We start from the raw sequence: 12731 nt of genomic DNA, 5'->3' as shown, positions 1-12731 counted from the left end.
GGTCAGGGCCAGCGCCCGCCCGCGGCGGCGAAAGAGCAAGCGCGCGGTGACGCGCGATATCCTGGACCGGCTGATCGCGACCTGCCAATCGGAGCGTCTCGCCGACACGCGCGATCTCGCCATCCTGCTTTTGGCCTTTGCCTCGGGTGGCCGCCGGCGCAGCGAGGTCGCGCGGCTAAGGCTCGAGCAGTTGAGTGACGAGCCGGATGTGCTTCTCAATCCCGATGACAAAGATTCGCCGCGGCTGCCCTGCATGGCGATCGCGCTCGGGCGAACCAAAAATACTCAAGCTGATGATGATGCTCGGGCGCTGCTGATCGGGGCACCCGTCACGGCAATGCGCGAATGGATCGAGCGGGCTGATGTCAAGAAGGGGCCGGTGTTTCGGGCAATCGACCGCTGGGAGGCGATCGATGACCGGGCGCTCACGCCTCAGGCGATCAACCTGATCCTGAAACGCCGCTGCGGCATGGCCGGGCTCGATCCGGTGGAGTTTTCGGCCCACGGCCTCAGATCGGGCTATCTGACCGAGGCAGCCCGCAACGGCGTCTCCCTGCCCGCGGCGATGCGCCAATCGCAGCACCGGTCGGTTCAGCAGGCATCGCGGTACTATAACGACGCCGATCAGGCGCTTGGAAAGGCTGCAAGGCTGGCGATCTAAAAACTTTCCATAGGCGCTGGCTGCGGTCATGTTTTCGCGTGGTCCACGAGAGATGCAGCGATGCCGATGAGCGATAAAAAGCGACAGCGCTTCAACGCGCAGCTCGACGAAGCCGTCGATGCAGCCAAGGCGGCTCTGGCGCCGGTGTTCGAAGGTGGCGCCTACGACTTGTCGGAAGATGAGCTATCGCTGCTGTCAGAGGTCTCGTTCAAGCTCGGCATGCTGCGCATCGTCATCATCGACCAGAATCTGATCGCCGATCAGGTCGAGGCCCGATGGCAGGAGGAAAAGGCGAGGCGAGCTGCCGCCGTGCTGCGCCTGGAACAGCAGTCCTCGAATTCGCTCCGGTAATCTCTATCGGCAGTGCCGCGGATCGAGCCCATGTGCCAGGGCGCGACGCGGAGCACACAAGCCACCGGGTGACTGCTGCTGCCAGGTGCATTCGCGTTCACGCGGACAATCAAAAGCGCGCCGGTGCATCGGATTGCTCAAGCGTGGCCAGGACCCACCCTCTCCGGCCGACGCCATCGCGACCTCGCCGATCGCTACGCGGCCAGCCTGACAGATTGTGCCATCGAACCAGCGGCACGCTTCGCGCTCGCAGGTCGCATTGACCGCCCCGCTAAGCGTCGATCCGTCCGCCGCGAAGAGTGGGCACATCGTCGCCGGGCAGAATGTGGCGTCCATCATGGGAATTCCGAGCTGGCCACCCGCACAGCACCGCCAGCAGTGGTCATTTCCGCGAGAGCGATCGCCGAGACCGCGCCATCCCGTTCGACCCGCAGCGACAACCCCTGCCGCCGAAGCCAGACCTCCACCTCAGCCGCACGCGCGGGTCCGATGCCCTTCTCCTGCTCGAGCTCGAACCGGCTATATGCCGACGCGATCCGCGCCAGATTGGCCGCCCTGTCACGCGGCGAGCGTCCGCCAAGTGCCGAGTGACGCCCAGAGAGAAGCACGGTCAGGATCGCCCGGGACAGTTTTGCCATGACGCGCATCACAAGCCCTCATGACCCCGCCCGCAAGGCCTCGATTGGCCTCAGCAAAACATCCAGACAGAGCGTGGCTGCGCCGCATCACCATCACGCCCGCTTCTTCTCGCGACGCCGGCTGCCGATCAGTGCCATCAGCATCGGCCCGAGCGAAAACTCCGCCGCTTGCGCCTTTCGCGTCAGCTCGCGCAGATAGCCGCCGGCACTGGAAATCGCCTCGCCGCGCTGCAAGATCGCCGCCACGACGATCGACGCCTGAACCTCGTCCATGACGCCGATCGCTTCCTCCCAGGCGCTCGGACTGATCCCCAGCATGGGCCGGACCACAGCGACGGTCGCCAAAAAGTCGCGCCAGTTCGCAATCCCTCCCTTCGAATAATCGATCAGCTCGGGACAGGCGTCCAACACCATCCCGAGCGGGAACGATCCGTCCGGCACCCGCTTCGGTTCCGGCACGATCTCCAAACCAGCCCCCCTGCTTTCTGGAAAGCGAGGTTCAAGATCAATAGGGGAGTCTGGATTTGAATTCTGTATGTGACGCTCATTCTGAGACTCATTGCCGCTCAGATTTTGAGTTTTGATATGCGTTTCCAGCAGGTTGAGGATTTCGTCGGCGAGCAGCGACAGCTCATCGGCGACCGGCTCCAACGCCCGGCGTGTCGGGCTACGCGGAATCCGCACCATGATGCCGCGATAGAGCTGGTGGATCTCGGCCCAGTCGGCCGGCCCCTGCCCTGCTGCCTGCGTCGGAACGCCTTCTTCAATCCCCGTCGCGATCATCTTGACGATGTCGCGCCGGCAGATCGTGATCCGCTCGCGGACCAGGCGCAGCGCCCGGGCTTCGGCCTCGACCTCGGCCGCGAGGGCTTCGAACTCTTCCGATCGAACGACGAGCGGGGCGAGGTCGAAACCAAAGGCGAACTCGATCTCCCCGCTCCTGCCCTTGCGGGCGTAACGCTTGCCGTTGGGGCTATCGCGCCGGACGATCAGGCCGGCATCAACGAGCGCCGCCAGATGGCGCCTGAGCGTCGCCATCGGCATGCCATGGGCACGCAAGCCGAGTTGGTGGTTCGAGGGGAAAACCACGAGGCCTTCGCCCGTGAGGACGGTTTCGGGGTGGAACGACAGCAGCGCATCCAGCACCGCCAGCGCCCGCTCAGGGATGCCCAGCGCGTTCTTGGCCGTGCAGATCGCACGGAAGATATTCCATTTGTGGACCGCCTTTTCAGGCGCCCGTGTCTTCGCGCTCGCCTGGCTGGCCACAAGGGCAAGCGTCAGCGATCGCCGCCCAAAGGGCGTCGTTACGGATAGTCGCGTCATGGTTTTGCCCTTCAGCTTCAGGCAAAGCGAAAGCGCACACCAAAACGGCGTCCAATCTCCTGACGGAGACTCTTGACTGTGATTCGCGGAAGTGGGATTCTCATTGTCGCCAGACTAACGAGAGGGGCTTCCGAGACGCTGTTTCGGGGGCCTTTCTTTTTGCCTAGGCTACCTCTTAGTTTGTTGCACCATCATCCGGCTTCGGCCAATGCCTTCGCCGCCTCCATTGCCCTGCTCGACCTTGTCAGATGACAAGGTCGAGCAGGTCGCCGAAATCACGCTTCGCCCTCTCGGGCAAAAAATCGCTCCATGAGCACCGGCAGCTCCCCCTCGAGGAAAGCGCTGAAGGCCTGACCGTGACCGGCCGAGACCGACAACCGGACGTCGTCGTTCGAAAACATCGCCTTGCCGACGACCCTTCCAGCCGGGCTCCTCAGCTTCATTTCCCGGCGCGGTCGCGCGACAGGTGGCGTCACCGCGGCCAACGCCCATTTGAACCGCTCGTCCGACGGAAGCGCTGACACCTTGTCATCTGACAAGGCCTTCCTCACTCTATCGAGAGCCGAGGTGTCGTTGCCGATCGCAGCTGCCAGCGCCGTCCAGCGAGGTCGCCCAACCTTCGGCGCCCGACCGATCGCTTCGATGATCTCGACCGGCAGGACCCGGGAAACCGCTCGCAACCTTGCCAGTTCCGGATCGTCCACGGACAAAGCGGCTCGGACATCGCGCGACCTGATCCCCGCATCATCCATGCGCTTGGCGAACAGCGCGCGTTCGACCCAGCTCAGATCCTGGCGTGCGGCATTTTCGATGCCTTGGGCGACGACGAGCTCGACATCCGACAGCGCGAGAATCGTCGCCTTGACCTTGATCCCAAGGTCGGATGCGGCCCGCCACCGCCGATGCCCGTAAACGACCTGATAGCGGCCCTCATGCGAAGGGTGCCGGCGAACCTGGATCGGGACCTTCTGACCCTCCTCCGAGATCAGCGTCTTTAGCGCCGCGAAATCGAGATCATCGTCATCGGGCAATCGGTCGGGGAAAGGGGAGGGGTCGATCAGCTTGGGATCGATATCCACTCCGCCGCCGGCATCGACAAGCGCCATCAGGCGATCGCGCTCCTCCCGCAACTCGGTAAGCGAGCGCTGTGTCGCTCCGATCACGCCCGCCCCAACCCTGGCCAGCGGCTGCGCTGCCATCGAACCGACGTCCGCACCCGGCGCATTCGGAGCCGCTGTGTCGGGCTGGGAGAAGGAGCCAAAGTTCGCCAGGATCGATTTTCCGCCGGCACGTTTGCCCATCATGTCCGGCCCCAGCTTTGCTTAATCAGGCTGAGGATCTGGTCGTTGACGGCATCGACGGACTCGCGCGCGCGTTTGGCTGTCGCTGCTGAGATGTTGCCAGGCTCGAGCTCGTACAACGTGCGCTTCGCCAGGCCCGCCGTCTCGATGGCGGCGCTTTCAACCGCGGTCGATGTGAGAACGTCTTCGGTGAAGAGATGGCGAAGCATGGTCACGACATGGACCTGCGATTGGTCCATCGGGTCGTGCCGCGTCACCACGTAGCGCAGAAAATCTTGGCTCATCGTGGCTCCAGCGTCGCGGATCACCGAGATCAGGTCCCCCATCATCAGGAGGAACTGGCTCATCGACATCACGTCGAGCATCGCGGGGTGCACGGTCACGAGCAGCCCGGTCGCCGCGTAGATCGCGCCCAGCGTCAAGAACCCGAGCGATGGCGGCGTATCGAGGATGACGACGTCGTAATCGTCCTCTACCTCCGCCAGAGCGAGCCGAAGGCGCTCGAAAAAGATACTGTCCGAGCCAGCCTGGCGTTTCGAAAGGAAGCGCGGCGTTTCGTGCTCGTACTCCATGACCTCGATGTTTCCCGGGATCAGGTCGATCCCGCTGAAGTAGGTCGGCCGGATGATCTCCGCGATGGGGCGGCGTTCGTCGTCGTATCGAAGGGCGGCATAGATCGTCTCGTTGTGCTGCACATCCATTTCAGGCTGCGCGCCGAACATCGCCGACAGAGAAGCCTGCGGATCGAGATCGATCGCCAGAACGCGATAGCCATGCAATGCCAAGTAATGCGCCAGATGGGCGCTCGTCGTCGTCTTCGCGCTGCCGCCCTTGAAATTGGCGACGGCCAATATCTGCAAATGCTCGCCGACTCGCCGATGCGGCAGGAATCGCAAGGCTTCAGCGGGGCGTTGCGCGGCGAACAACGCGCGAAGCGCGTTGATCTGCGCCAGCGTGTAGGCGCGGTGATTGTTCTCGAGCCGGGCAGGGACGGGGCCCTTGCCTTCATTCGACATCAGCTTGAGGGTCGACTCAGGAATCGACGTCAGCCTGGACACTTCATGTATCATGAAATGCCTGAGGCTCTTTTGCGCGTTGGGCGGATACATCTGCTTGCGCCGTGCCTGCAGGTGATCCGAGAGCATGCCGGCGTGCCGGACGATCTTGTCCGCAGGATCCTCGCCCTGCATTGTGGTCAACGCCTGCGGCATCATTGTCGATTCTGAACCCCATTGTCGGGCTAGGCACGTTTTATCGCCCTACGCCCGACAAATGTTGGCCATGATTCTCGCCTGCCGTCCAGAGATTTAAGGTTAACAGATACTTAATGGCGCTGGACGACGTGGTTCCTTTCACGTCCGGCCCGAGGAATTGTAATAGGTTCTCAGGTGTTTACGTTCTGGAGGCCGTGCCTTCAGCTCGAGCGCAAAAACGAGATTGTTGAAACCGGTCAGGCAATCCACCGTGCTTTGAGCGCATTGGCGACAGCCTGCGGCAACGTCTCCGCTCCGAGGTTCGCCCGGGCGTTATCAAGGTGAAACTTAATCGCCCGTGGCGTGATCCCCATGATCATGGCGGTCGCCTCCATCGATTTTCCGCGAGCAGCCCATGTCAGACATTCCCTCTCGCGCTGGGTCAACGGCACCACGTCATTGGGCGGAGACTGCAGCCCCAATTTCGCATCGGCGTGAGCGTGGAATGTCAGCCCGATCAACTGGACGATGTCGTTCGCTTCCGTGACCATCCTTCCGTGTGCCGAGCTGACCTCGTCGACCGCAAAGGTGAAAGCAGCGAATCGATTGAACCCGCCGGCGATCGCGACCGAGACGCCGTGTCGGATGCCAAACTCGTCTGCGTCGTCGAAAAGCCGCTTCTGGGCTCGCAGCGGAAACTGACGCGCGGCTTCGCGGGTCCACTGCAATGTGGAGCGCCCGCTTCGAGCGAAGGCGACCACGGGATCGACGTCCTGGTAGCCTTCCGTGAAATAATGCTCGGTCCAGCGCTTGGGATAAGACGAGATCAAAACCGGATCGGCTTCGCCGAAGCCGAGATAGGCAAAGTACCGGAAGCCCATGCTCTCGGCGACGCGCTGGCCGACGCGCCCGAATTCCGCTTCCGCAACCGACGAGTGAAGACCGTCGACGAGCTCCTGATAGGCCATTTCCACTGATTTCATTCGGTTTCCGTGGGTTGCGGCGCCTTGCTTCACGCGCCTGATGATCCTCTTGCGATCGATGAGAACGGCCTTTGCCGCGAAGATGTGGCGATAGAGGGGCCACAACTTTAGAGCGAATCCATCCTGTCAGATCCGACAGGTTCGATCGGAGGCCCGTGTCTGATTGATTGGCGCCAGATCAACGATTCGGAGCTGGACATGCAGGTCGTCGAACTGAGCCGCGCCGGATATGGCGCCAACGTCTCATTGCTGATGGGCATGCATCGCCTTCGCCGGAAGGTGTTCAAGGACAGGCTGGACTGGTCAGTCGCGACCACGGGCGATCTGGAGTTGGATCGCTTCGACACGCTGGATGCGACTTACCTCGTTGTTGCCGATCGCGGCACAGTACTCGGCTGTGTGCGGCTGCTGCCGACAATGGGCCCGAACATGCTGGCCAACACATTTCCGGAGCTTTTGGACGGCGCTGATGCGCCGCGCTCCGACGCTATCGCGGAAAGCTCGCGCTTCTGCGTCGATACCGAGCTGACCGACGCCACGACGGATGGAGGCTTGCGGCGGGCGACATCCATGCTGTTCGCTGCCATGCTCGAATGGGGGCAGGCGAGAGGCCTCGCTTCGATCGCAACAGTCACCGATCTGCGTATGGAGCGGATCCTGCGCCGGGCAGGGTGGACGCTCGAGCGCCTCGGCAAGCCACGGCGCATTGGATCGACCGTCGCCGTGGCAGGATTGCTGCCGATCGCGGATGGCATGCTCGCTGCGATCCGACACAATGGCGGCGTGGCGTCCCCTGTTCTGCCGGTCGACATGCCGCTGCCGCTGGCCGCGTGACGGCGCCGCAAATGATCAGGACCACGCTTCTTGCCGCCGGACTTATCGGCCTCTCGGCCGGCGCTGCCCGCGCCGACGATTGGGGCTGCACGGTCCTGCTGTGCCTCGCCAATCCGGGCGGGCCGATGCAGTACGCCGCCTGCGTTCCACCGGTGACGCGGCTTTGGCAGCATCTCAAGCGGGGAGGGGTCTTTCCCACCTGCTCAGCCGCCGGATCGAGTACATCTCCCGTCGGATACGATCCTTATGAGCCCTGCCAGGACGGATACGTCCTGCGTGAGCTTGGGCGCGATGGTTCACCTCAGCCGGCTTGCGTCTCGAGCAAGCCAGTTCGCGAATGCGATCGCACGGACGACGCCTGTCAGCCGCACGACATCCAGGCGGTCCGCCATCGCGCCCAACCCAATTTCATCGACGTCACCGGACCAGATGGCATTAGCACACGGGTGAGGTTCTGATGGAGACCACTGACATCACAACTTTGATCGAGCGCTGCACAGCACCAGCGCTGGTGAAACCCGTCGCTGCGATCATGCGGCAAGCTAGCGAGTTCGAGCCCTTGCTCGTCACCATCGCTGGCAAACGGCCGATCAGGGTCCTGGCCGATTCCAAACCTGAGGCGATCGCGCTGGCGAGTGAAGCTGTGGTGGCAGGCCAAACTGTCCGGATCGGGATGGCACAGCTTGATCCTAAGGATCTCAAATCGGCCGGTCTCACGATCGCAACCGCCTTCGATCCGTGCGCGCACATCGCCGGCGTCGGACGCGTGTTTCAAGAGCGCAGGACACGGTTGATGGCCGAGGGCGTCAGAGAGCCCATTGCAGGGGACCAGGCCGTTTCATCATTCAAATCCCCAAGGACTGACCAGCCGTCGCGGGCGGAGGTCAAGCCTGAGATCGTTGGTAATCCGGCTAATCAACTTGGTTCTCCGCAAGAGGTGATCGCATCGGCCAAGGATCCGCCGTCCTGGAGCGTCTATGGCGCCCGGCGTGTCTCCTCGCTCCTGATCTACAGCCGCTGATCCATTCCAACTTATCCCACCGAGCGCACGCCGTTGCGCGCCGTCGAAACACGCCTGTCCCGGAGATCCCTTATGCCCGTGCCGCTTCGCCCATTTGCAGCCCCTGCCATCATGGCGGCCGCGTTCGTTCTGTTCGCTGCCGAGCCCGCGCTGGCCCAGACCGCCAATATCGAGGGCGTCCTGCAAAACATCGTCACGATGCTGACGGGCAATGTTGCGCGATTGCTGGCGACGCTCGCAGTCATCATCGTCGGCATCGCCTGGATGTTCGGCTATCTCGATTTGCGCAAGGCGGCCTATGTCGTGCTCGGTGTCGCCATCGTGTTTGGCGCGTCCGAGATCGTCTCGACCCTGACGGGCGGCACCTGAGGCGCGGCCGCAATGACGAGCGCACCCGAGCGCCTGACCGAGGACACGCTGTTCCTCGCCTGTACGAGGCCTGCAATGATCGCGGGGGTCACCATGGAGGCGATGGCCATCAATGTGATGGCGTCCTGCATCCTGTTCCTGATGGCCGGATCGATCGTCTACGGGCTGATCGCCTTGCCAATCCACCTGATCTGCCGCGCGATATGCCGACACGATCCCAACCAGTTTCGCCTGCTTGTCGCCTGGCTCGAAACACGCGGCCGCGCGCGCAACGGCGCGCTCTGGGGCGGGTCGTCGCCGACGCCCTTGCGTCTCGTGCGCCGCTTCAACATTCGCGAGATCGCTCATGGCTGACGCGGCCCGCCTGATGGCTCGCGAGATCGAGCCTGACGTTCATCTGCCCTATGTCCGGCACGCCACCGAGACCGTGATCAGTCTTTCGACGCGGGCGCTGATGACGACGATCCGTCTCGACGGCATCGCCTTCGAGACCGCTGACATCGGCGATCTCAACGACCTGCACGCCAAGCTCAATCTGACCCTTCGCAATCTCGCCGATGATCGCCTGGCGCTCTGGACGCATCTGATCCGGCGCAGCGACAGCTCCTATCCGGAGGGTGAGTTCTCGTCCGCCTTCGCCCGCGATCTCGACCAAGGGTATCGTGGGACGATTAAGGGCACGAAGCTGTTCCGAAACGAGCTCTATCTCACCATTGTAGCTCATCCCGGCCGGGATCGTGCGGAAGCAGCGGTCGGGTTCGTCTCCCGGTTGGGCCAGGCGCGCCGCGGGGGAGGGGAGGTCGATGCCGCCGCCCTGAAGCGGCTGAACGATGCGGCTCGCGACATCACGGCCGCGCTCGGCCGCTACGATGCAAGACAACTGAGCCTCATCGAGCAAGACGGCATTCTGTTCTCGGAGCCAATGCGGCTCCTTCACTTGCTGGCCTCCAGTGAGGATTTGCCGACGGCGCTCCCTCAAGGTCGGATCGGCTCGGCGGTCTACACCAACCGCGTTATTTTCGGCCGCGAGGCGATCGAGGTCCGGGCGGCAGGCGGGTCCCTCTTTTCCGGCATGTTCGGCCTGAAGGAATACCCGGCCTCGACCAAGCCCGGCATGCTGAATAGCCTGCTGTCGACGCCGTTCGAGTTCGTGCTCTCGCAAAGCTTCGCCTTCCTATCGAAGGCAGACGCCAAGACGGTGCTGACGCGCAAGCAAAACCAGCTCGTCTCGACGCAGGATGTCGCCGCCTCTCAGATCGACGACCTGAACGACGCGCTGGACGACCTGGAATCTAACCGCTTCGTCATGGGCGACCACCATCTGTCGCTGCTGGTCCGCGCTGAGACCCCGAAAGCCTTGCTAGAGACGATGGCGCAGGCGCGTCGTGTGCTGGCCGAGGCTGGCGCGGTCGTCGCGCGCGAAGATCTCGGGCTGGAGGCCGCCTACTGGGCGCAGATGCCGGGCCTGTTCAAGCACCGAGCTCGCTCGGGCGCGATCACCTCGCGCAATCTCGCGGCCCTGTCGCCGTTTCATAGCCATCCCGCCGGAAAATCCGTCGGCAACCATTGGGGGCCGTCGGTCGCCATGCTGAAGACGGCCTCCGGCTCGCCCTATCACTTCTCCTTCCACGCCGGCGATCTCGGCAACACCTTCATTTGCGGCCCATCCGGCTCCGGCAAAACCGTGCTGCAGAATTTCCTGCTCGCCCAGGCGGAAAAGTTCGGCTGCCAGCGCGTCATGTTCGACAAGGATCGTGGCGCCGAGATCTTCGTGCGCGCCTCTGGCGGCACCTATCTCACGCTGAAGAATGGCGTCTCCACCGGCTGCGCGCCGCTGAAGGCGCTCGACTTGACACCGACCAATCTCGCCTTCCTCGGCGAGCTCGTCCGCAAGCTAGTCACGATCGAGGGCAGGGCGCTGTCCGTCGTCGATGAGGAGCGTATCGATTCCGCTCTCGAGGCGATGCGGGCGCTCCCGCGCCAGGAGCGCTCGCTGTCGGCACTACGCGCATTTCTCGGGCAGCAGGATCGCGAGGGCATCGGCGCAAGGCTGGAACGCTGGTGCAATGGCGGACCTCTCGGCTGGGTACTCGATGCCGAAGAGGACGCCATCGCGCTTGACGCCGACTTCATCGGCTTCGACATGACCGACGTGCTCGATCATCCGATCGTGCGCACGCCGCTGATGATGGTGCTGTTCCATCGCGTCGAGCAGCTCATCGATGGCCGCCGCATAATCATCGACATCGACGAGTTCTGGAAGGCGCTGGGCGACGACGCCTTTCGCGCGCTGGCAAACGACAAGCTCAAGACCATCCGCAAACAGAACGGCGTCATGGTCTTTGGCACGCAGTCGCCGCGCGATGCGCTCGCGTCCCCGATCGCCCACACCATCGTCGAGCAGTGCCCGACGCAAATCTTCATGCCGAACCCGCGCGGCACGCGCTCCGACTATGTCGATGGCTTCCATCTCACAGAAACCGAGTTCCGGCTGATCAAGGAGGAGCTCTCAGTCGAGAGCCGGCGCTTCTTGGTCAAGCAGAATGGGAAGTCCGTCGTCGCGGAACTCGACCTTGGCGGGATGGATGAGGCGCTCGCCGTGCTGTCGGGCCGCACCGAAACCGTCGAGCTGCTCGACCGCCTCCGTGCGGAGGTTGGCGACGATCCCGCAGCATTCCTGCCCCGCTTCCATGCCGAGAGAAGGATCGAACGATGAGAGTGTCTCGCCTCCTGATTGCAGCAGCACTGGCTGGACTGCCCGCACATGGCTTCGCGCAGCAGGGTGTGCCGGTGTTCGACGCCGGCGCGATCGCAAAACATGTTGAGCAGATCGGCAAGCTGACCGAGCAGATCAAGACGATGCAGGCGCAGCTCACGCAGGCCAAGCAGCTTTACGAATCCTTCAACAAGCTGACTGACGTCAACGACGTCGCCTCGCTCCTGAACAGTGATGAATTCCGGAAGCATCTGCCGAAGGAGTTCGGCGAGATCGAGAAGCTCGTCTCCGGCGGCGGTGGTTCGCTCGCCAGCGTCGTCGATCGCTATCTCGATCAGAATCGCGCCTACCAGGGCGACGACGCGAACTCCTTCTATCGCACCGAACTCGACCGCATCGCCCGCCAGACCGGCGCGAAGCATTCGATTGGCCAGATCGTCTACGACACGGCCTCCAAACGCATCGATGGTCTGGAGGAGCTTCGTCGGAAGATCACGGGGTCTAAGGACGCCAAGGACGTGCTGGACCTCTCAGCCCGGATCCAGGCCGAGCAGGCGCTGCTGCAGAACGAGGTCTTGCGCATGCAGGGCCTCGCCATGGTCCAGCAGGCGCGCGGCGACATGGACGGCCAGCGTCAGAAAGAGCGCGAGCGCCAGCTTGTCGACGAGATGAAGGCGGCGCTGCAATGAAAGCGCGGACGCTGCTGTGGACCTTAGCACCGCTGCTCGTGCTCTCGGGGTGCGGTGAAGGTCACGACGATCGGCAAGCCGCGCCGCCAGCCCAGACCGGGGCTACCGCGCCTGACGCCTCGCCCCGCACTGTGAACTGGTTTCTCGATAATCCCGCAGCGCTTGCGTCGGGATGGGATCGTTGTCGAAACGATCCCGGCGGAATCGGGACCTCCGCCGAGTGCATCAACGTCAGCGAGGCTCGCCGCCGGCAAACCGCTCGCGAAGTCCAAGACGCTTTGAAGTGACCCTGGCATGGCCATCAACGTTTTCGACCAGTTCCTGAAGGAGTTCGAGCAGCCGATCACGACCTTCGTGTCGACGTCGGTTTCGAGTCTCACCTCTTTCGTCGACGGACCGTTGCGGGTGGCGGTGCTGCTCTACGTCGTTCTGTACGGGTTTGCGGTCATGCGCGGGGCGATCGCAGAACCGATCCAAGAATTTGCCTGGCGAGCGATGCGCCTCGTCGTGATCATACTGCTCGCCTCGAATTCGAGCTCTTTCCAGCAATATGTCACCGACCTCTTCTTCACCTCGCTTCCAAAGGAGATCGGGAATGCCTTGGGCGGCTCAACATTGGATGTCACGTCCGGTCAGCCCTTCGACAAACTGC

The 12731-nt window shown here is 63.1% G+C and carries 14 protein-coding genes; 9 read left to right on the top strand and 5 right to left on the bottom strand.

The features are described 5' to 3' along the window. Both AE618_RS19280 and AE618_RS19275 read left to right on the top strand, forming a co-directional pair. On the top strand, positions 1–661 hold a 661-nt coding region (locus AE618_RS19280; protein ID WP_156330377.1), incomplete at its 5' end, for a tyrosine-type recombinase/integrase. Positions 662–727: 66 nt separating this feature from the next. Then, positions 728–1012 carry a hypothetical protein gene (locus tag AE618_RS19275; protein ID WP_156330376.1) on the top strand — a complete coding sequence of 95 codons (285 nt, stop codon included), beginning with the start codon at positions 728–730 and terminating at the stop codon, positions 1010–1012. 335 nt (positions 1013–1347) lie between these two features. On the opposite strand, the gene AE618_RS19270 is transcribed toward AE618_RS19275, so the two are convergent. The 5 genes from AE618_RS19270 to AE618_RS19250 all read right to left on the bottom strand — a co-directional run bounded on the left by AE618_RS19270 (position 1348) and on the right by AE618_RS19250 (position 6555). Continuing rightward, on the bottom strand, positions 1348–1650 hold the full coding sequence (locus tag AE618_RS19270) for a hypothetical protein (RefSeq protein ID WP_156330375.1): 303 nt from the start codon (positions 1648–1650) through the stop codon (positions 1348–1350). A gap of 93 nt (positions 1651–1743) precedes the next feature. Further along, a complete protein-coding gene (gene repC / locus AE618_RS19265; RefSeq protein ID WP_054210707.1) occupies positions 1744–2973 on the bottom strand; it encodes a plasmid replication protein RepC in 1230 nt (409 codons plus the stop codon). A 275-nt stretch (positions 2974–3248) separates the two neighbouring features. Next, positions 3249–4274 carry a plasmid partitioning protein RepB gene (gene repB / locus AE618_RS19260; RefSeq protein WP_054210706.1) on the bottom strand — a complete coding sequence of 342 codons (1026 nt, stop codon included), beginning with the start codon at positions 4272–4274 and terminating at the stop codon, positions 3249–3251. Further along, complete coding sequence (gene repA / locus AE618_RS19255; RefSeq protein WP_054210705.1) at positions 4274–5488, bottom strand: plasmid partitioning protein RepA; 1215 nt, start codon at positions 5486–5488, stop codon at positions 4274–4276. Before repA ends, repB begins: the two co-directional genes overlap by 1 nt. 236 nt (positions 5489–5724) lie before the next feature. Further along, positions 5725–6555 (bottom strand): LuxR family transcriptional regulator, encoded by an 831-nt coding sequence (locus AE618_RS19250; protein WP_054210704.1) that lies wholly within the window; start codon positions 6553–6555, stop codon positions 5725–5727. Between the two features lie 93 nt (positions 6556–6648). On the opposite strand from AE618_RS19250, the gene AE618_RS19245 reads away from it, so the two are divergent. From AE618_RS19245 to AE618_RS19215, 7 genes are all read left to right on the top strand, one after another. Then, positions 6649–7284 carry an acyl-homoserine-lactone synthase gene (locus AE618_RS19245; protein WP_054210703.1) on the top strand — a complete coding sequence of 212 codons (636 nt, stop codon included), beginning with the start codon at positions 6649–6651 and terminating at the stop codon, positions 7282–7284. Between the two features lie 457 nt (positions 7285–7741). Then, positions 7742–8305, top strand: a complete 564-nt coding sequence (locus AE618_RS19240) for a hypothetical protein (protein WP_054210702.1) — start codon at positions 7742–7744, stop codon at positions 8303–8305. Positions 8306–8377: 72 nt separating this feature from the next. Next, positions 8378–8674: a TrbC/VirB2 family protein gene (locus AE618_RS19235; protein WP_082365407.1), complete on the top strand. Its 297-nt coding sequence runs from the start codon at positions 8378–8380 to the stop codon at positions 8672–8674. A gap of 12 nt (positions 8675–8686) precedes the next feature. Next, positions 8687–9028: a type IV secretion system protein VirB3 gene (locus AE618_RS19230; protein WP_054210701.1), complete on the top strand. Its 342-nt coding sequence runs from the start codon at positions 8687–8689 to the stop codon at positions 9026–9028. Further along, on the top strand, positions 9021–11390 hold the full coding sequence (locus AE618_RS19225; RefSeq protein ID WP_054210700.1) for a VirB4 family type IV secretion/conjugal transfer ATPase: 2370 nt from the start codon (positions 9021–9023) through the stop codon (positions 11388–11390). Before AE618_RS19230 ends, AE618_RS19225 begins: the two co-directional genes overlap by 8 nt. Further along, positions 11387–12079 carry a P-type DNA transfer protein VirB5 gene (virB5, locus tag AE618_RS19220; RefSeq protein ID WP_054210699.1) on the top strand — a complete coding sequence of 231 codons (693 nt, stop codon included), beginning with the start codon at positions 11387–11389 and terminating at the stop codon, positions 12077–12079. The genes AE618_RS19225 and virB5 overlap by 4 nt, the downstream gene beginning before the upstream one ends. Before the next feature lie 294 nt (positions 12080–12373). Continuing rightward, positions 12374–12731: type IV secretion system protein (locus AE618_RS19215; RefSeq protein ID WP_197280833.1), on the top strand; the 358-nt coding region annotated here is incomplete at its 3' end.

The organism is Allobosea vaviloviae, from assembly GCF_001298265.1.
GTDB lineage: Bacteria > Pseudomonadota > Alphaproteobacteria > Rhizobiales > Beijerinckiaceae > Allobosea > Allobosea vaviloviae_B.
This window is presented reverse-complemented; position numbering and strand designations above follow the sequence as displayed.